We start from the raw sequence: 19223 nt of genomic DNA, 5'->3' as shown, positions 1-19223 counted from the left end.
ATTCCGGATTCAGGCATATGAGTCTAGCAGACGGGTTGGGCGGCCGAGCCTACGCAGCAGGGCCGACTGCAGGGTTCCCGCGCCAATGGGAAATCGCCGTATCCGGCCAGCCCCACGCGCGCAAACATTGTTCGTAGCTGCTGTTGACGGGTTCGGGCGGACGAGGCGTGGCGCTGGGCGTGCCACTGAAGCGCGGAGCCGGCGCGGGCTGGGAAACGCCGTCCACGTCGATGAACGTGGCACGGCTCCGGGTGTGAGGGTGCAGGGGAGCCTCGGCAATGGACAAGACTGGAGCAACGCAGGCGTCGGTGCCGTCGAAGACTGCGCACCATTGCTCCTGTGTGCGGGACGCTATGCGCGCCGCGATCTGCTCGCGCAAGGCTTCCCAGCCGGCGCGCGGATCGCCCGCCTGGATATCGCTGCCAAGCCCAAGCTTGTCGAAGAAGGTCTTCCGGAAGCGGGTTTCAATGGGTGCAACGGAAAGGTACTTGCCGTCAGCGCAGCGATAGACGTCGTAGTACGGCGCGCCGGAATCCAGGACATTGGTGCCGCGCTCGGGATTGAGCAGTCCGGCCGCCGCCATGCCGAAGAACGGAGTCATGAGCGACGCGGCCCCGTCCACCATGGCCGCGTCGACCACCTGGCCCGCGCCGCCGCTGCGCACGGTGTAGACCGCTGCCATGACCCCCAGGGCCAGGTACAGCGCGCCGCCGCCAAAGTCACCCACCAGGTTCAAGGGCGGCGTGGGCGGCTGACCCTTGCGGCCGATGGCGTCAAGCGCGCCGGTCAGGGCGATGTAGTTGAGGTCGTGGCCGGCCATGGCGGCGTAGGGGCCGGTCTGCCCCCATCCGGTCATGCGGCCGTACACCAGGCGCGGGTTACGGGCCAGGCAGGCTTCCGGTCCAAAACCCATGCGCTCCATGGTGCCGGGCCGGAAGCCTTCGAGCAGCGCGTCGGCGGAGTCGAGCAGCTCCATGGCGAAGCGCGCACCGTCGGTCGTCTTCAGGTCTATGCTGATGCTGGGCCGGTTGCGCAGCAGCAAGTTGTACTTGAGCGGACGTTCCACACCCAGGTCAGTCGCCGGTTGCTGCCGCTCCAGCCGTATGACGGTAGCGCCAAGATCGGCGAGCAGCATGCCGCACATCGGAACCGGGCCGATGGCCGGGAACTCCACCACTTTCAGTCCTGCCAAGGGACCCATTGCTTTCTCCTTGTTCAATGTCATTTCAGGCCTCCAGCCCGGCCCTGCCGTGGTTCAGGACGACAGTGCCGCGCTCCAGCGCACTGCTGCGGAACACCGCCGAGCCACGGTCGATCCAGATTTCCGTGCGCAACGTTTCCCCCGGGTATACCGGCGCGGAGAAGCGCACATCCATGGACTGCAAGCGTCGCGGCTCGTTGCCGCAGACTGCGTCGAGCAAGGCGCGGCCGGCCATGCCGAACGTGCACAGGCCATGCAGTATGGGTGCCTTGAAACCTGCGTCCGCCGCCAGTTGCGGATCCACGTGCAGAGGGTTGTAGTCGCCCGATAGACGATAGATGAAGGCGGCCTGCGGCAGGATGGCCTGATCCCGCACGTAGTCGGGAACGCGCTCAGGCATGGCCGCGCTGTGGCGCGCCGGCGGCGGCGGCCCGCCAAAGCCGCCGTCGGCGCGCAGCACGGACGTGACGAACAGGCTGCACAGCAGTTCGTCCGTCGTCGCGTCGACGACGTCGCGCCGGGTATGCACGACCGCGCCCTTCTCGGGCCCGCGATCGTACACATCGGTGACACGGGTACGGCCGATCACCGTACCGGCCGTGGGCAGCGGCCGGTAAAGCGCCATGCCTTGCTCGCTGTGCAGCATCTTGTGCCATTGCAGGCCGAGCCCGGGATCGCGCATCCATAGCCCTGGGTAACCCAGCACCACCGCCATGGTGGGCAAGGCAAGCAGATCGCGCTCGAAGGCGAAGCGCATGGCCTGGGAGGATTGCGGATTGTCCCCAACCCCCAGGCCCAGCGCGTACAGCATGGTGTCGCGCTCAGTATAGGCATGGCGGACGTCGGGGATGGTCCAATTCAATAGCAGTTCACGGTCGATGGGCATCGCGTGGCTCCTGTGGGCAGCGCCTTACTGGCGCGACGGCGCTTCGAAGATGCCGACCACGCAAGCGGCTTCTTCGAGCCCGTAGAAGCCCCCGCCGTTCTCGGTCATGCCCAGGCGCGGATTGCCTGCCACCTGGCGCTGGCCCGCCTCGCCGCGCAGCTGCGTCACGATCTCGTGCACCTGTATGGCGCCGGTGGCGCCAATGGGATGCCCCTTGGAAAGCAGGCCGCCGGATACGTTCAGCGGCAAGCGCCCGCCCAGGCGTGTCGCACCGCTTTCGACCAGCGCGCCGCCGTCGCCATAGTCGCAAAAGCCGCAATTCTCGCTGTGCAGGATCTCGGCGATGGCCGATGCGTCATGAAGTTCGGCCAATGAGATGTCCTGCGGACCGACGCCCGCGGCCTCGTAGGCGCGCCAGGCCGCAACCCGGGTCAAGTGGCGATCGACCTGTTCGGCGGTACGCTGCGAGCCGCTGCTCACCGCGATGCCGCGGATCCTCACCGCCCGGCGGGCGTCCAGGCGCTTGAGCGCTTTCTCGGACACGACGACCAGGGCGGCGGCTCCGTCGCTCATGGGTGCGCACATCGAGCGGGTCATGGGCCAGGCGACCAGCTTGTCGGCCAGCACTTCCTCCACTGTCATGGGGGTGCGGTATTGAGCCAGCGGGTTGAATTGCGAATGCCAGTGGTTCTTGGCGGCCACGGCGGCAATCTGGCGTTGCGTGGTACCGAAGGTCTTCATGTGGAAACGCGCCTGCGCGGCATAGATGTCCATGAAGACCGAGCGCTCGCCCGCATCGGCCAGCGCTTCGGGCGGCAGCGCCATGCCTTCGCCCATGGCCAGCAAGGCCTCCATGTGTTGCTCGGCCAGATCCCGGTCCCAGCTGCCCTTGAAGGCCTCGAACATCTGTTGGCGCTTTTCGGGGTAGTTCATTTTTTCCGCGCCCACGACCAGGGCGACGTCGTACAGCCCTGCCTTGACCGCGGCGTGGGCCTGCATCAAGCCCGAGCTCGAACTGGCGCAGGCGTTGTCGGTATTGAAGATGGCAATGCCTTGGAAGCCATAGGCGCGCAGCGAACATTGCCCGCGCACGCCGTGCTGGCCCTCCAGCGCGCCCTGGCGCGTATTGCAAAACCAGGCGGCCTCGATGGCCTCGCGTTCCAATCCGACGTCCTGCAGCGCCTGGTCCACGGCCATAGCCGACAACTGTTTCACGCTCAGGCCCAGATGCTTGCCCAGCGGCGTCATGCCTATGCCGACAATATACGTCTCGCTCATGTCTCTCTCTATTCTTTGATTGGCCGGTCAGGCCAGCTTGACCACGCCACGCTGGCGCAGGGCTTCGATCTGTTCGTCGGCGTATCCCAGCTCATCCAGGATGGCGCGCGTATGTTCGCCGTGGGCAGGCGCCGGCGCGTTGGCGATACTGCGCTGGCCATTGAATTTGACCGGCTGTCCGACAGTGCGCATGGGACCGTGGCGCTCGCTGTCCACGTCCACCAGAATGCCGCTGGCCAGGGTATGAGGGTGGTTCAACGCATCGGCAAATGTATTGATCTGCGCGCCCGGGATGCCGTTTTCCGTCAGCAAGTCCTGCCAATGGGCCGCGTCCTCCCTCGCCAACACCTCGTTCAGGCATTGCGCGACCAGGCTGCGGTTCTGCACGCGCATGGCATTGCTTTCGAAACGCGGATCGTCCCGCATGCCGTCCAGGCCCAACACGTCGCACAAGCGCCGCCACAAGGCTTCGCTGGCGACACCAATCAGGATTTTCTTGTCACGCGCCTGGTAGGCCTCGTAGGGGCAGAGAGATTCGTGAGCACAACCAAAGCGCTGCGGTTCGGTGCCCCGCTCCCAGAAACTCTGGAACATGTAGCCCAGAAAGGCCATGCCGGTTTCGAACAGGGAGGCTTCGATGTGGCATCCTTCGCCAGTCTGGCTGCGCTGCATCAATGCGGCCAGGATGGCGCTGGTGGCCTGCATGCCAGTGCCCTGATCCACCGGCGAAAAGGGTGCGCGCACCGGACCGCTGCCCTGCTCGCCCATGATCGAGCACATGCCGACGAAGGCTTGCAGAATCATGTCATAGCCCTTGCCGTGCGCCAGCGGACCGCTGCGTCCGTAGCCAGAAATACTGCAATACACCAGCCGCGGATTGATGGCGGACAAGGTCTCGAAGTCGATCTTCAGCCGTTCGGCCACGCCCGGGCCGAAGCTCTCGACGATCACGTCGGCGCTTTCGACCAGTTTGCGCACTACCGCCAGGGCCTCGGCGGATCTCAGGTCCAGCGCGATGCTGCGCTTGCCCCGGTTGGCATAGTGGAAAACCGCGCCTTCGCCATTGCGGAAGGGAGGCCAGCCGCGCGTGTCGTCGCCGACATCCCGCGCTTCCACCTTGATGACTTCGGCGCCCAGGTCTTGCAATGCCTGGGTGCAGATGGGGCCGGCCAGCACCTTGCTGAAATCCAGGATGCGTATGCCCGTGAGAGGTTTGATGGACATGGTGTGTTCCCCCCGGGCCGTTCAGTAGCGGCCGCCAGTGACATGGATGACATCCCCGGTCAGGTAGCCCGCGGGCTCGGACGCCAGGAACGTGACGACGCTGGCCACGTCATTCACATGGCCGATACGGGGGATGGGCGTCGTCGTCTGAGCCGCCTCTCGGATTTTTTCGTAGTGCGGCAGCCGCCGCACTGCCTCGGTGTCGATGATGCCCGGCGCCACGGCATTGACCGTTACGTTGTAGCGGCCGTGCTCCAGAGCCATGGCGCGCGTAAAGCCGATAAGGCCGGCCTTCGCGGCTGAATAATTGGCTTGGCCGGGATTCCCCAGGTGGGCGCGCGATGAGATGTTGATGACACGCCCCCAGTGCTTCTGGGCGAAATGCCGCGCGGCTTCGCGGGTGCACAGGAAGGCGCCCTTGAGAATGACGTCGACCACGCTGTCCCAGTCTTCGAGGCCCATCTTGGTGATGCGCATATCGCGAGTGAAGCCGGCGTTGTTCACCAGGATGTCCACGCCTCCGTACTCGGCGCCAGCGCGCTCGAAAAGCTTGAGCACGGAAGCCTCGTCAGTGACATCCACTTGGCAGGCATGGGCGCGCCCGCCTGCGCGAACCAGCTCGTCCGCCTGAGCCTGGGCCGCCTGGCCGTTGATGTCGGCCACGACGACCGCGGCGCCTTCACGGGCCAGCTGCGCGCATATCGCGGCGCCGATACCGCTTCCACCGCCCGTGACGACGGCCACTTTCCCATCCAATCCCAAATCCATCCAGGTCTCCAGTCTCGTGTGTTGTTCGATGCCGCCGCATTGCTGTCTGCATCCGATCGTACGCGGCATTTAAAAAATGCAGAAATAATTTCCGCAAATATATCCGAAAGCTCATTTCCTCTGCAATTAGAGAAAAGCCCTGGGCAACTTCTCCCATAGAAATTCATTTGGCTAATTGCGGAAACAATTTTCGTAATGTACATTGGCCTCGCTTTCAACCTCAAGGACAGGAGACACGAGCAATGCCGAACACAGGCTTCGACCCCACTTCCCACCAGATGTGCGAGCAACGCTATTTCGACGATTTCAAGATTGGCGAACGCTTTGTCCTACCCTCGCGCACGATGACCGACGCCCTGTTCGCCGCGTTCCAGCTGGCCAGCGGCGACAACCACCCCATTCACTACGACATCGAGTACTGCCGCGCCAACGGCATGCCGCACATGCTGGCCCACGGTTTCCAGGTGGCGATCCAGACAGCTGCGGGCGCAGGGCTGTTTCCGCACATGACCGAAGCGTCGATGAAGGGCTTCATTGAGCAAAGCTCGCGCTTCCTCGGCCCCGTCTACGTGGGCGACACCCTGTACAGCTCGCTGGAAATCGTGGAACTCAAGCCCGGCCGCAGCACCGGCACTGTCCGCATGGCGACCCGCGTGGTGAACCAGCGCGGCGAAACCGTAATGGATGGAACCCAGACCTACCTGCTGAAGAAACGCCCGACCGAATAACGAAAAAGCGCTCAAGCCAGCGCACAGGAGAGAGACAACATGAAGCTATCGGCAGCCCGCCTCATCATGGCCGCGAGCATCGCCGCGGCGCCGCTGGCCGCGCATGCGGCCCAGGATGACTATCCGCACAAACCAATCACGCTGCAGCTCGGCTTCCCGCCAGGCCAGGCCACCGATACCGTGGCCCGCATGCTGGCCGAGCGCGCCGCACCCCGGTTAGGCCAGCCCGTGATCGTGGAAAACAAGCCCGGTCAGGGCGGCAGCGTGCTGCTATCGTCATTCGTGCGCCAAGCGCCGGACGGCTATACGCTGACGATTGCCGCAACCGGGGCCGCGGTCACCAATCACTTCCTGTACAAGACAGTGAACTACAAGACCCCGGACGACTTCACCCCGGTCGGCCAGGTGGCGGATCTGCCTCTGGTGCTGGTGGCCCGCCCCGGCATGCCGTTCAACGACATAGCCGGCCTGGTCGCCTACGCCAAGCAGAACCCCGGCAAGCTGAACTACGCCAGCCCGGGCACAGGCACTTCATCCAACCTGGCGATGGAAACGCTGAAGTTCCAGAACGGACTGCGCATTGAACACATCCCGTACCCCGGTAGCGCGCGCGCCATGACCGACCTGCTGGCAGGACAGGTCGACGTCGCCTTCGACACCGTGCCGGCGGTGCAGGCGTTTGTCAGTTCCGGAAAATTGAAGGCGCTGGCTATCGGTTCGGAACAGCGTCTCAAGCTGTTTCCGCAAGTGCCGACCATGAAGGAAAGCGGCTTCGGCACCGTGCCGGCCCACGTCTGGATCGGTTTCCTGCTGCCCAAGGGAGCATCGCCCACAGTGGTCCAGAAGCTGAACAGCGTATTCAATGCCGTGCTTCAGGACAAAGAGGTCATCGAGAAACTGGAGGGACTGGGAGTCGTGGCCCACACGACCACCCCAGAAGGCTTTGAGGCCATGCTGCGCCAGGAGTTGCCGCGCTGGGGCGGCATCGTCAAGCAGGCGGGCCTGGAACCTCAATAGGCGCATCAGGCCGACCGCAACAAAAAACCCGCACTCTCTGACGAGAAATGCGGGTTTTGTGTATTTCCAGGGATGGCCCGGAACAAATTCTTGGTGCCGACGGCGAGACTCGAACTCGCACAGCTTTCGCCACTACCCCCTCAAGATAGCGTGTCTACCAATTTCACCACGTCGGCTAACTTCAGCCAGAAAAGCGTGCTTTCCTGGAAAGTCGAACATTCTATCACGCAAATTGGGAATCGGGTGGTTCCGTGCTGTTGTGTCGCCGGAACGCCACCAATCCGTCCCCAAGAACTCTCCAGAGGGGCCATGGACGGCTCCTCCCCCGGCCTATCAGTTGATCTGCAGGTTGGTCGCCTTGACGACTTCGCCCCACTTGCGGGTTTCGCTTTCCATGAAGGCCTTGAACGCTTGCGGCGTGTTGGGCGGCGGGGGCATCAGGAAGCCGTTGGTTTGGTAGCTGGCGGCTAGCGCGGCGTCGGAAGTCAGGGCCTTGTTGATGGCGGCGTTGACCTTCTGGACGATTTCGGGCGGGGTGCCGGCCGGCGCATACACGCCGAACCAGGCCGCCACGTCGAAGCCCTCCACGCCGGATTCGGCGATGGTGGGAATTTCCGGGGCGAACGGCACGCGGCTGGCGGTGGTGACGGCCAGGCCGGTCAGCTTGCCGGCGCGCACATGCGGCAGCAGCGGCGGCAGGTTGTCGAAGATGGAGTCCACCTGGCCGCCCAGCAGGTCGGCCACGGCCGGGCCGCTGCCGCGGTACGGGACGTGCAGGATGTCGATGCCGGTCTTCATCTTGAAGAGTTCGCAGCCCAGGTGGGCGGACGAGCCGTTGCCGGGCGAGGCGCAGGTGAGCTTGCCGGGATTCTTCTTGGCGTAGGCGATGTATTCCTGCACCGACTTGACCGGCACGCTGGCGTTGACGGCCAGGATGTTGGGCACCACGTTCAACAGGGCAACCGCGTCCAGGTCCTTGAGCGCATCATAGGACATCTTTGAATAGAGCGACTGGTTGATCGCGGTGGAAATCGATCCGACGAACAGGGTGTAGCCGTCGGGCGCCGAACGGGCGACCGACTCGGCGCCGATATTGCTGTTGGCGCCGGGCTTGTTCTCCACCACGAAGGTCTGGCCGAATTCCTTGCCCAGCACGTCGGCGATCATGCGCGCGCTGATGTCGGTGGTGCCGCCCGGCGCGTAGCCCACGACCAGCCGCACCGGCTTGGCCGGATAGGCGCCGGCCTGGGCCTGGGCCGTTCCGCTGGCGATGCACGCCAGCACCGCCGCCGCGCCGGCCAGTTTGGTATAGATCTTTTTCATGTTTCCTCCTGTCGAAAACGGATGGGCGCGCAGGGGGATGCGCGCCGTTTTTTGTTGTTGTGCGGGCAGTCCTGTCCGGGGCGGCGGCGCCGCCCGTGTCAGGCGGCGCCCGCTGGCCGCAAGGGCGCGATCAGGTCCGAGGTGAGGTCGGCCAACGTCGCGCAGCCTAGCAGCGCCATGTTGGTCGAGATCTCGCTGCGGAATATCTCCGCCACTTTGCGGATGCCGGCGCTGCCGCCCACGGCCGCGCCGAACAATTGAGGCCGGCCGGTGAAGACCATGCGCGCGCCCAGGGCCACGGCCTTGAGCACGTCGGAGCCGCGGCGAAAGCCGCCATCGACCATGACCGGGAAACCGGCGGGCACCGCGGCCACCACGTCGGGCAGCGCCTGTAGCGGCGCAATGCAGCCGTCGAGCTGGCGTCCGCCGTGGTTGGACACGATCACGCCGTCGGCGCCCGCCGCGCAGGCCAGGCGCGCGTCGTCGGGATGCATCACGCCCTTGAGCACCAGCTTGCCCGGCCAGTTCTCGCGGATCCAGCGGATATGCTCCCACGACAGCTTGTCGCGTTCGCCGCGAAAGCCGTTGGGCGGGTCTTGCGTGATGGGCGGGCCGATTTCCTCGTACAGGTTCGAGAACCTGGGGATGCCGCTGCCCAGCAGCGTGCGCAGGAAGACGTTGTAGCTCCAGCGCGGGTGGCGCATGCCGTCCAGCATGACGCTGGGACTGAGCTTGAAGGGCACGGTGAAAGACAGTTTCTGCAGGTTCTCGCGGTTGGCGCCCACGCAGGTGTCGATGGTCACCACCAGCACCGGGATCTCGGCCTGGCGCAGCCGCGCCAGCAGCTTGGCGATGCGCTCGGTGTTGCCCGGCAGATAGGCCTGGTACCAGCAGCGCTTGCCGGTGGCCTCCTGCAAGCGTTCCAGCGGCACGCTGGAAGCGCCGCTGATGATGAATGGAATCTCGGCCTGCTGGGCGGCCTGCGCCAGCGCCAGGTCGCACTCATGCATGACGATGGCGGAAAACCCCGTGGGCGCGAAACCCACCGGCATGGCGTAGCGCTGGCCATAGAGTTCGACCCCGCTGCTGCGCTGGTCCACCACGCGCAGGCCGCGCGGCCGGAAGCCGACGTCGCCCAGCGCGCGCACGCTCTCGGCCAGCGAGGCGCCATCCTCGGTGCCGCCGCAGACGTAGCCTTCGACGCAGCGCGGCATGATGCGCCGCGCCTCGCGTTCGAAGTCGCGCACGGACAGGCAACGGTCCAGACGGCTCATGCAGCCACCGGCGAGCCGGCCTGCGCGCCCAGCGCCTGCATGCACGCGGCCAGCGAACGGTCCTGCGTGTCCTGGTAAAGCGCCAATTCGTCCTGCACCTGGGCGCCCAGGGCCTGCTCGAAGGCGGCCTGGCTGGCATTCTGCGCGTATTCGGCCTGGGCCTTGTCGCCCAGGTTCGACTGGAAGATGCCGGCCGCGCTGACGGGCAGGAAGTCCTCGTACACCAGCGGCTCGAAGCGGATGTAGCCCTGGGCGATCAGGTCCCGCAGGCCCGCCTCGGGATCCGCGCCCTCCTTGCCGGTCAGGAAGTAGCGGAAATAGGCCAGTCCCTGCGCATGCAGCGTGTCGTAGTCATCCGGGAAGGCGGCAAAACAGTCCTGCAGGTTCTGCATGTAGGCCGCGGCATTGCCTTCGTTGGGCGCGCCGCTGATGCGGCTGCGGGCCAGGTCCAGCAACTGGTCGTAAAGCGCCCGGCCCTTGCGGGTCAACGCCACGCCGCGCTGCTCGATCTCGCCGAAGCGCGCGGTATGGCTGCCGGCCGCGGACTGGCCGTCGGCGCCGGCGAACAGGACCGCTTCCTCCAGCGCCTTGAAGCTGGTCTGGCGCAGCAGGATCGGGCACTTGCGCGGCGGCGGGCCTTCGATCACGGCCTTGGCGGACACGCCGCGGCGCGGCATCTCGGCCTGGGCCTCGTCGATGTCCAGCGTGCGCGGAGTCAAGTGATTGATGTGCGGGCCCTTGAAGGCCACCACATCGGCGATCAGGCGGTGCTGGCCGTGCAGTTCCTCGTAGTCTTCCAGGCTGACGGTCGCCTCGCTGTGCCAGCGGAAGGTATGCAGGGCCTCGGCCACGAATTCGCGGGCATCCGCTACAACCAGTCCGCCCTGCGCCTCAAAGCGGGCCGCAAGTTCCAGCGTGCGCGCGGTGAAGATCTGGCGCGCGGCCAGGATGCGGGCGGCCTTCTCGCGCAGGACTTCGTCGGCGATCAGCTCCAGCCGCAGCAGCGAGGTGAAGACGCGGAACGGGCTGGCCTGCAGCGAGGCTTCGTGGGTGGCGCGAAAGGCGGTGGAATGCACCGGCACGCCGGCTGGCGACAGATCGTAATAGCCCACGGGCTGCATGCCCATCACGGCGAACACGCGCCGCATATTGGCCAATTCCTGCGCGGTGCCGACGCGGATCGCGCCGTGGCGCTCGATGTCCAGGCGCTCGATCTCGCCCGTGCGCGCCAATTGCGCGGCCAGCTCGGGCTGCTCAGTGAGCGTCTTGGCGTTGACCTGGGCGACCAGGTCCAGCAGCGTGTCGTACAGCGGCACTTCCGACTTGTACATGTCGGACATGGCGCGGGAGAACCAGGCGCGGATCTGATCCGGATTGACGAAATTCTGACTCATGGCGGGCTCGGCACATCGGTAAACAAGGATGGCCCGCATGACATCATGCGCCGCGCGCGCAATCAAATGAAAAAAATCGGCTTAATCAGTCCGTTTTTTCATGGATCGCGCGCGCTGGGCGTCGCGCTCGCGCTTGCGCGCGGCCTCTTGTTCCACCCAGGCGACGAACTGCTTGATCTTCGGCACCTCTGCCGAGTGTTCGGAGTAGGCGACGAAGTACGCGCCGTCGCTGGGCTGCACGTAGTCCCAGGGAATCACCAGCTTGCCGGCCTGCAGCTCCTCTTCGGCCAGCAGGCGCGGCGTCAACGCCACGCCGCAGCCGCCCTCCGCCGCGCGCACGCACATGTAGAAGGTATCGAAGCGCGGGCCGTGGTAGCTGCGGTCGGACTGGAAGCGCTGGCGCGAGAAGTAGTCATGCCAGGCTTCCGGGCGCGAGGCGCACTGGATCAGCGCCTGCGCGCTCAACGCCTCCAGGCTGTCTACCCGGTCTGCCGGCAAGAAGCCGGGCGCGCACACCGGCACGACCTCGGCTTCGAACAATTCCCGGCATTGGGCCCCCGGCAAGGTGCCGTGGCCGAAGAAGAAGGAGATGTCGATCTTGGCCTGCATCAGGTCGAAGGGCCGGGTTTCGCTGCGCACCTTGACCTGGATGTCCGGATGCGCGGCCATGAAGCCTTGCAGCCGCGGGATCAGCCAGCGCGCGCCGAAAGTGGGCTGGGTGCCGATGGTGAGCACCTGGGTCTCGCTACCGTAGGTCAGGATGTAGCGCGAGGACATGTCCACCTGGTTCAGGATGGTCTTGACCTCGGACTGGTACAGGGCGCCCGCGGGCGTGAGCTGCAGGCGCCGCCGCACGCGCAGGAACAGCGGATTGCGCAGCAGCGCCTCCAGCTGCGCGATCTGCTTGCTGATCGCGCTCTGGGTCATGTGCAGTTCCTCGGCGGCGCGCGTGAAGCTCATGTGCCGCGCCACCGCCTCGAAACATTGCAGCGCCATCATCGATGGCATCAAACGCTTTTCCATGGGGCCGATCCGGGTATGCCTGTGCTGGCGGCGGCCCGCGTTCCATCGCCGGCCGCCGCGCTTGCGGCATTATCGCAGGCCCGCGCTCACCATTGGTAGCCGACCCCCGCCGCGCCGCCGAAGTCGCCGCGCGAGGTGCCGTTGGCCGAGACCTTGTAGACCCAGCGCCCGCCGCTGGACACGCGCGACAGCCCCATGGCGTAACCCGATTCGCCGTTCCAGGTGCCGCCCGCCATGGACAGCATATTGCGTCCCGGCAGGTAGGCTTGGGGCAGGGAGGCCGTCGCCATGGCGGCGGCCACGCCGGCGCTCAGCATGCGCTCCTGGGAGTCCAGGTCGCCACGCAGGTCCTGCAGGGAGCGCTCGACGGCGCCCACCCTGGCCTCGCCCGCGCTGCTGGCGGCGCGCAACTGCCCCAGGTTGACGGCGTCGGTGTCTACGCTGCCTGCCGCCACGCCCGTGATCTGACGCCCGCCCACGTTCACCTCGCCCGTGGAATTCTGGGGCTGTGCCATGCCGTAAGCCTCGTAGTTCTCCTGTGCGCCGCGCGCCGCCGTGGATCCTGCGCCCAGCGCCACGCTATTGCCCGCGCTGGCCACCGCGCCTGCGCCGACCGCGACGCTCTGCGTGGCCGCGGACGAGTCCGCGCCCACCGACACGCTGCGGTCGGCAACGGAACCGCGCCCGGCATTCGATCCCATGGACACGTTGTCGCTGCCGCGCACGCCCGACCCCGCGGCCGTGCCCTGCGCCACGTTGTTGTGGCCGACGACCTCGCGGCCGGCGGCCAGGCCGCTTGCCGTGTTGCCATCGCCCTGCACGCCATAGCCCGCGTAGGCGCCGGCAGCCAGGTTGTTGGCGCCGGTCACGTTCTGCCCGGCGTTCTTGCCCTGCGCCAGGTTGCCCTCGCCCTCCACGTTCTGGCCCGCGTTCTGGCCCAGCGCCAGGTTGCCGTCGCCGACGACATTGCGGCCCGCTTCCTGGCCGAAGGCCGAGTTGCCGTTGCCGGTGACGTTGCGCCCTGCGTTGGTGCCATAGGCGGCATTGTTGTTGCCCGCCGTGTCCGTGCCGGCCCAGAAGCCGAAGGCATCGTTGTAGTCGCCCGTGACGTTCTGGCCGGCGCTGCGGCCGAACGACTGGTTCCAGCCGCCCTGCACATTGGTGCCGGCGTAGTAGCCGATGGCCTGGTTGGCGTTCTTGCCGCCGACCTTGGAGCCGGCGCCCTCGCCTATCGCGAGGTTCCAGTTGGTGCTGACGTCCTGGCCCGCGCCATTGCCCAGGCCGATGTTGTTGCTGCCGGCCACGTTGGCGCCGGCGTTCTTGCCGATGGCGTGATTGCCTTTGCCCGTCACGCCCTGGCCGGCGCCCGGCCCGTAGCCGAGGTTGCTGCCGTCCCACTTCACGGGCGGCGCCGTCTGCGCCTGCGCGGCCGATCCCCCGGCCAGCGCGCCCACCAGAACCGCCACCGACAAGCCGTTGGCGGCCAGAATTGCGTATGTGTGCTTCATGAGTATGTTGGTAGTTTGTTGTTGCGGACTGGCCGGACGCGCACCCCGATGCGCGCCCGGCCCGTTCATGCCAGGACCATCACAGATGCAGCGCCATGGCGGGATCGCTGACGCTCGCGCGGCCGTTCTCCATGCGCCCGGCGAAGCGGCGCTCGAAGCCCTCGGCGGTGACCGTGAAGTCGTACCAATTGCCGCTTTCCTTGATGGACCAGTGGTGTTCGGCCACCTTGCCAGGCTCGACCGCCAGGGCCCAGGGGCCGTCCTTGCGGTAAGCGTTGGACTGCAGGTTTGCCTGCAGGCTGGCCGTGCCGCGGTTGGAAACCTTCACGTACAGGGCGCCGCCCGCCGGCTCGTAGCAGACCTGCACTTCCAGGGCCGCGCCGCGCTGCGTGTTGCCGGCGAAGGTCCGCACGAAGCCGTTGCTGCTGTAGACCCACAGGTCATAGTCGCCGCCGGTCCAGGTGTCGGACAGTGTCTTGCCGGCTTCGACGGTGTAGCGCCGCGGGATCAGGTTCAGGTTGCGCTTGTCGTACACATGGAACACGGCGCCGGCTGTGCCCGTGTTGCTGAACAGCAGTTCGACTGCGCCGTCCGCGCCGAGCCGGGCGCTGGTGTGCAGTTCGTAGGGCAGCGCGCGCGACAGCCGCGTGCCGGTCTCCTGGAACAGCGGCTGCGGGATGGCGGGCGCCTGGGTCACCGCGGTCGTGGGCAGGAGCTTCTGCGCCGCGTTGACCGCGGGAAAGTTGCTGGTGTCGGGCAGCGTGGGCACGCGGGGATCGTTGGGGCTGACGAAATCGAAGCAGGTGGTCAGGTCGCCGCAGACCGCGCGGCTCCACGGGCTGATGGCGTCCACCTTGATGTCGAAGCGCTGCTCCAGGAACCGGCCCACCGAGGTGTGATCGAACACCTGCGAGTTGACCCAGCCGCCCTTGCTCCACGGCGACACCACATACATGGGCACGCGCGAACTCAGGCCCCACGGCCGGATGTTGCCGGTGATCTTGTCCTCGGCCTTCAGGTAGTTGCCCACCGAGGCATCGAAGTATTCGCCCTCCAGCGGCACGGTGGACTTGCCCATCAGCACGCCGTTGGCGTCATAGGACGGCACCGCGGGCATGGCCGCATGGTCGAAGAAGCCGTCGTTCTCGTCGAAGGTCACGAACAGCGCGGTCTTGCTCCAGACTTCGGGATTGGAGGTCAGCGCGTCCAGCACGTCGGCGATGAAGTCGGCCGCGCCGGCCACGCCTTCGCTGCTGCCCGGATGCTCGGCCAGGGCCTGCGTGGGCAGCACCCACGACACCTGCGGCAAGGTGCCATTGGCCACGTCCTGCTTGAGCTGGGCAAGGAAGTTGACGGCGCCGTCGTTCTTCTCGGGGCCGCCGGTCAGGCCGTGTTCATAGATCGGCGAACCCGGCTGCGCGGTGCGGAAGCTCTTGAAGGCCAGGCAGCCGTGCATGGCGCCCGTCCAGTTGTTGTTCATGTTCTGGTAGATGTGCCAGCTGACCCCGGCACGCTGCAGCAGGTCGGGCAGGGTGTCCCACTTGAAGGCGCTGTTCTTGTACTTGTAGTTGTAGGCGCCGGTCACGGGGTCGACCTGGCCCGACCCGTCTGCCAGCTGCGCGCGGCCCGCGACCCAGTTGGACGGGCTGGGCCAGCAGCGCGAATTGACGGGTTCCGAATCGGTGTCCGTGCTATTGACGCCCAGCTTGCGCAGTTCGGGATTGGCGTTGGCGCCCGACCAGAACACGATGCGGTTGGGGTCGGTGCCGGTCAGGATGGAACAGTGATAGCCGTCGCAGACCGTGAAGGCGTCGGCCAGCGCGAACTGGTACGGAATGTCCTCGCGCATGAAGAAGCCCATGGTGGCCTGGTTCTTGTACTGGATCCACTGGTCCATCTTGCCCTGGTTCCAGGCCGCCTGCTGGTCGGGAAAATTGTGTGGCGTGCCCGATCCGATCAGCGCGTTGCTGGTCCTGGAGTCGCGGCGGAAAGGCTGGATATCCTGGCCGCCCTTGGGGTTCGGTTGGAAGAACACCGACTTGCCGCTGGCCAGCGGAATCGGGAAACGGTCGCCGAAGCCGCGCACGCCGCGCATGGTGCCGAAGTAGTGGTCGAACGAGCGGTTCTCCTGCATCAGGATCACGATGTGCTTGATGTCCTTGATGGTGCCGCTTTCCACCGCCGCGGGCACCGCCAGCGCGCGCTGGATCGAGGCGGGCAGCAAGGCCATCGCCGACAAGGCGCCGGCGGCCTGGGCCGAGGCGCGGAAGAATTGCCGCCGGCCCGGCAAGGCCGGGGACGCGATGGCGGACTGCGAGGTATGGGTCTTGGTCATGGGGCTACTCTTGCGTGGGGTTGGACGGATCGGGCGTTCAAGGCGCGCAGCGCAGTTGCGGCGCGGGCGGCGGCGTCTCGGGCTGTCCGGTCTCGGGCGGCGTGGTCGCGCCGTCATCCGAGTCGTCGTCGCCGCCGCAGGCGGCAAGGGTCAGGCTCAGGGCGATGGCCGCAACAAGGGCGCGGCCCAGTGCAAAGTACGGGGTCATGAAAACTCCTGGTCAGGGAACGTTGCCGGGTCCGTCCGGCAGAAAACCTATCGGGGCGCGGCGGCCTGGCTGGCCGCCGCGCCGGCTCAGCTCAAGCGGCGCCGCAAGCGGGCGGCAACCTGGTCCAGCAAGAACACGGTGATGAAGATCACGACGAGGATGGTCCCGACGTGCGCGTACTGGTACATGTCGTAGCGGCCTTTCAATTCCTGGCCGATGCCGCCCGCGCCCACCAGGCCCACGACCGTGGCCATGCGCACGTTGCGGTCCAGGATGTACAGGGTGTAGCCCGTGAACTTGGGCATGACCTGCGGCAGCACGGCGTAGGCCAGCACGCGCGGCTTGCTGGCGCCGATCGCGGCCAGGGCCTCTTGCGGCTTGGTATCGGCCGTTTCGATGTCCTCGGCGTAGAACTTGCCCAGGAATCCCATCGAATGGATGGCCAGCGCCAGCACCCCGGCAATCGGGCCGAAGCCGTAGGCCAGCACCAGGAACAGCGCGCAGATCAGCTCAGGCATGGCGCGGAACATGCTGACGATGGCCCGCGCCGCCACGTACAGCAGCCGGTTGGGCGCGTAGTTGCGGGCGCTGCAATAGGCCAGCGGCGCACTGCCCAATACGGCCAGCAGGGTCGCCCAGATCGCGATCTCGAAGGTCTCGACCATCTTCACCGCCACCCGCCACAGATAGCCCAGCGGCTCGACCAGATAGGTCTGCGTGGACACCTCGTCTTCCATCTTCAGCGTGTGCGGATTGAGCCGGCTCTCGGTTACCTGCACCGTTTCCACATGCGCCAGCCACGGCAGCCTGTCCGGGTCGAAGCCCTCTATGCGCGAGGTCTCGGTGCGATACGAAACCTGCAGCGGAAACAAGTTGTCGGCCAGGGCGCCCAGGCCCGACGTGACCTGGGACTGCTCTTTCAGGCCGACCGCGGCCAGCGCGCCGTCCAGGGTCAGTGCCGCCATGCGGCCCATCTCGACCCGTTGGCCGGTGTAGAGGAACAGCATCAGCGCGGCGATCACGATCAGCAGCGCGCGGGCGCCGTAGGGCGGATCCAGGCGCCAGGCCGCGTTGCCGGCCGGCGTTTTCAATGCCTGCGTGTTCATTGCGCGCCCCCCGCCGACAACACCGCCGGCCGGATCGGCCTGGCGGCGCGGGGCTCGGCATGGCCGCGGCCCGCAAGATCGGCGCCCGCCATGCCACTCTCCGGCAGCGGGGCCTGATAGAGCGCGTGGGAGGTGGCCTCATCGAACGCGCCCGCCGGTCCATCGAACACCATGACGCCATGGCGCAAGGCCACGATGCGATCGGCGAACTCCCGGGCCAGGTCGACCTGGTGCAGGCTGCACAGCACGGTGGCGCCGCGTTCCCGCGCCTGATTGCGCAACAGCTCCAGGATGTCGCGGCTGATGCGCGGATCCAGGCTGGCCACGGGTTCGTCGGCCAGCAGCAAGGCGGGCGCCAGCATGAAGGCGCGGGCGATGCCCACGCGCTGCTGCTGGCCGCCGGACAATTCGCTCACGCGGCGTTGCAGATGTTCGGGCTGCAGGCCGACTTCGCGCACCAGCCGGCAGGCTCGTTCGCGCAATTCCGCCGGGAAACGCATCAGGTAGGCGCGCCATGCCGGCAGGCCGGGCAGCGCGCCCGACAGCACGTTGGTCGCCACCGTGGCGCGCGACACCAGGTTGAAGTGCTGATGCACCATGCCGATGCGCGGCCGCACGGCAGCCAGCGTCGAGGGCTGCACCTGCGTGCCATCGACCCACACGGCGCCCTGGGTCGGCGCGGTCAGTCCGTTGGCCATGCGCAGCAAGGTCGATTTGCCCGCGCCCGAGGCGCCCAGGATCACGCAGAACTGGCCGCGCGGCACCTGCAACGACACCGAGTTCAGGGCCGTGGTGCCGTCGGCGTAGCGCATGCCTACGGCGTCGTAGCGCAGCATGTCCATTTCGCTTGTTCCGGCGATCACCGCTGTGCCGCCTTCTGCAGGATTTCGCCCTTGATCTCGTCGGTCAGCAGGGCCATCTTCGACGCCGGGCCGGCGAACTGCGCCTCGGAAAACTCGGTGTCAAAGCGGTCGAGCTTGGCGCCGCCGTAGCCGCGCACCATGTCCGGCGTCACGCCGGGCGCCTGGTGCACCGTGGCAAAGGCCTGCTTGAGCGTGGCCTTCAGCGGCTCCGGCAGCTTGGTGTTCATGGCCAGCGGCGGATAGGGTATGGGTTCGCTCTTGAAGATCACCTTCACGGACTTCGGGTCCACCGCGCCCTGGCGCACCGCCTTGTCGAAGGAGTCGAACGACAGCGCGGCCGCGTCGACCTGGCCCTGCACCAGCGCGGCCAGGCTGCTGGCGTGGCTGCCAGTCAGTTGCAGCGCCGCCAGGTCCTTGGCCGGGTCCATGCCGTCCTTGATCATGGACGCCACCTGGAAGGTGAAGCTGGAGGCCGAATTCACGTCGCCGAACGCGGCGCGCTTGCCCTTCAGGTCGGCCAGCGTATTGATGGGCGAACCGGCCTTGGCGAACATCGCGGCGTAGTAGGCGGACTCGCCCTTCTGCACGCCCACGGCCAGCAACTGCGCGCATTGGCGCTCATGCGCCTGCACGTAGGAAACCGGGCCCAGGAACGCGACCTCGGCCAGCTGGTTGCACATGCCTTCGACCACGGCGCCGTAGGACTGGCCCACCGTCAGCTGGAAATGCAGGCCGGTGCTGCGCGTGATCGCGTTGAAGATCGGCGCGTAGTCGGCCTTGGTGCCCGACTCCGTGCCGCCGTCGGCGGGAATGAGCAGCACGCGCAGCGGACGCTGCTGCGAGCCATCGGCCAGCGCTTGGGCCTGCGCCAGAGGCGCGGCGGCCAGCAGGGAAACGAGCGCCAGTGCGGGCGCGCAGGTGCGGATTTTCATTTGTCTGTTCCTGGTCTTGTTGAGGTTGCCATCGGGGCGCTGTGTGTCCGGCCCTGATTCCGGAACGCAGATTAGTCACCGCACATGACAGGCAAATGAAAATTTCTCAAATCAAAAAAATGATTTTTTGAATTTTGTTCAGATAGAATCACAGC

17 protein-coding genes and 1 tRNA gene are annotated in these 19223 nt (G+C 66.5%); 2 read left to right on the top strand and 16 right to left on the bottom strand.

What is annotated here, in order from left to right:
- Window positions 1–49: 49 nt before the first annotated feature.
- The 5 genes from BRO63_RS05730 to fabG are packed head-to-tail and all read right to left on the bottom strand — an operon-like array spanning window position 50 to window position 5357.
- Window positions 50–1201: a CaiB/BaiF CoA transferase family protein gene (locus tag BRO63_RS05730; protein WP_088138805.1), complete on the bottom strand. Its 1152-nt coding sequence runs from the start codon at window positions 1199–1201 to the stop codon at window positions 50–52.
- A gap of 25 nt (window positions 1202–1226) precedes the next feature.
- Window positions 1227–2087 (bottom strand): MaoC/PaaZ C-terminal domain-containing protein, encoded by an 861-nt coding sequence (locus BRO63_RS05725; RefSeq protein ID WP_088138804.1) that lies wholly within the window; start codon window positions 2085–2087, stop codon window positions 1227–1229.
- Window positions 2088–2111: 24 nt separating this feature from the next.
- Complete coding sequence (locus BRO63_RS05720; RefSeq protein WP_088138803.1) at window positions 2112–3365, bottom strand: thiolase family protein; 1254 nt, start codon at window positions 3363–3365, stop codon at window positions 2112–2114.
- A gap of 27 nt (window positions 3366–3392) precedes the next feature.
- On the bottom strand, window positions 3393–4589 hold the full coding sequence (locus tag BRO63_RS05715) for a CaiB/BaiF CoA transferase family protein (RefSeq protein WP_088138802.1): 1197 nt from the start codon (window positions 4587–4589) through the stop codon (window positions 3393–3395).
- A 21-nt stretch (window positions 4590–4610) separates the two neighbouring features.
- Window positions 4611–5357 (bottom strand): 3-oxoacyl-ACP reductase FabG, encoded by a 747-nt coding sequence (gene fabG, locus BRO63_RS05710; protein ID WP_088138801.1) that lies wholly within the window; start codon window positions 5355–5357, stop codon window positions 4611–4613.
- A 242-nt stretch (window positions 5358–5599) separates the two neighbouring features.
- Here fabG and BRO63_RS05705 point away from each other — a divergent pair, with 242 nt between their 5' ends.
- Both BRO63_RS05705 and BRO63_RS05700 read left to right on the top strand, forming a co-directional pair.
- The gene (locus BRO63_RS05705) at window positions 5600–6085 is read left to right on the top strand and encodes a MaoC family dehydratase (protein WP_088138800.1); all 486 of its coding nucleotides are present in this window, start codon (window positions 5600–5602) and stop codon (window positions 6083–6085) included.
- Window positions 6086–6124: 39 nt separating this feature from the next.
- Window positions 6125–7102, top strand: coding sequence for a Bug family tripartite tricarboxylate transporter substrate binding protein (locus BRO63_RS05700; RefSeq protein WP_088138799.1), 978 nt, complete (start codon window positions 6125–6127; stop codon window positions 7100–7102).
- Between the two features lie 91 nt (window positions 7103–7193).
- Here BRO63_RS05700 and BRO63_RS05695 read toward each other — a convergent pair.
- From BRO63_RS05695 to BRO63_RS05650, 11 genes are all read right to left on the bottom strand, one after another.
- Window positions 7194–7278 (bottom strand) — tRNA-Leu (locus BRO63_RS05695).
- 157 nt (window positions 7279–7435) lie between these two features.
- Window positions 7436–8425, bottom strand: coding sequence for a Bug family tripartite tricarboxylate transporter substrate binding protein (locus BRO63_RS05690; RefSeq protein ID WP_088138798.1), 990 nt, complete (start codon window positions 8423–8425; stop codon window positions 7436–7438).
- A gap of 98 nt (window positions 8426–8523) precedes the next feature.
- Window positions 8524–9699 (bottom strand): alpha-hydroxy acid oxidase, encoded by a 1176-nt coding sequence (locus BRO63_RS05685; RefSeq protein ID WP_088138797.1) that lies wholly within the window; start codon window positions 9697–9699, stop codon window positions 8524–8526.
- Window positions 9696–11093 carry a 2-oxoadipate dioxygenase/decarboxylase HglS gene (gene hglS / locus BRO63_RS05680; RefSeq protein WP_088138796.1) on the bottom strand — a complete coding sequence of 466 codons (1398 nt, stop codon included), beginning with the start codon at window positions 11091–11093 and terminating at the stop codon, window positions 9696–9698. The genes BRO63_RS05685 and hglS overlap by 4 nt, the downstream gene beginning before the upstream one ends.
- A gap of 81 nt (window positions 11094–11174) precedes the next feature.
- Window positions 11175–12116 (bottom strand): LysR substrate-binding domain-containing protein, encoded by a 942-nt coding sequence (locus BRO63_RS05675; protein WP_088138795.1) that lies wholly within the window; start codon window positions 12114–12116, stop codon window positions 11175–11177.
- An 86-nt stretch (window positions 12117–12202) separates the two neighbouring features.
- Window positions 12203–13624, bottom strand: a complete 1422-nt coding sequence (locus BRO63_RS05670) for a YadA family autotransporter adhesin (protein WP_088138794.1) — start codon at window positions 13622–13624, stop codon at window positions 12203–12205.
- A gap of 79 nt (window positions 13625–13703) precedes the next feature.
- Window positions 13704–15959 carry a phosphocholine-specific phospholipase C gene (locus BRO63_RS05665; RefSeq protein WP_088138793.1) on the bottom strand — a complete coding sequence of 752 codons (2256 nt, stop codon included), beginning with the start codon at window positions 15957–15959 and terminating at the stop codon, window positions 13704–13706.
- Window positions 15960–15996: 37 nt separating this feature from the next.
- The gene (locus BRO63_RS34145; RefSeq protein ID WP_166738396.1) at window positions 15997–16167 is read right to left on the bottom strand and encodes a hypothetical protein; all 171 of its coding nucleotides are present in this window, start codon (window positions 16165–16167) and stop codon (window positions 15997–15999) included.
- Window positions 16168–16253: 86 nt separating this feature from the next.
- Window positions 16254–17273, bottom strand: a complete 1020-nt coding sequence (gene phnE, locus BRO63_RS05660) for a phosphonate ABC transporter, permease protein PhnE (RefSeq protein ID WP_088138792.1) — start codon at window positions 17271–17273, stop codon at window positions 16254–16256.
- Window positions 17270–18115: a phosphonate ABC transporter ATP-binding protein gene (locus tag BRO63_RS05655; protein ID WP_088138791.1), complete on the bottom strand. Its 846-nt coding sequence runs from the start codon at window positions 18113–18115 to the stop codon at window positions 17270–17272. Before BRO63_RS05655 ends, phnE begins: the two co-directional genes overlap by 4 nt.
- 17 nt (window positions 18116–18132) lie before the next feature.
- Complete coding sequence (locus tag BRO63_RS05650; RefSeq protein WP_088138790.1) at window positions 18133–19068, bottom strand: phosphate/phosphite/phosphonate ABC transporter substrate-binding protein; 936 nt, start codon at window positions 19066–19068, stop codon at window positions 18133–18135.
- Window positions 19069–19223 lie beyond the last annotated feature (155 nt).

This window comes from Achromobacter xylosoxidans, from assembly GCF_002192695.1.
Taxonomy (GTDB): domain Bacteria; phylum Pseudomonadota; class Gammaproteobacteria; order Burkholderiales; family Burkholderiaceae_B; genus Achromobacter; species Achromobacter xylosoxidans_C.
This window is presented reverse-complemented; position numbering and strand designations above follow the sequence as displayed.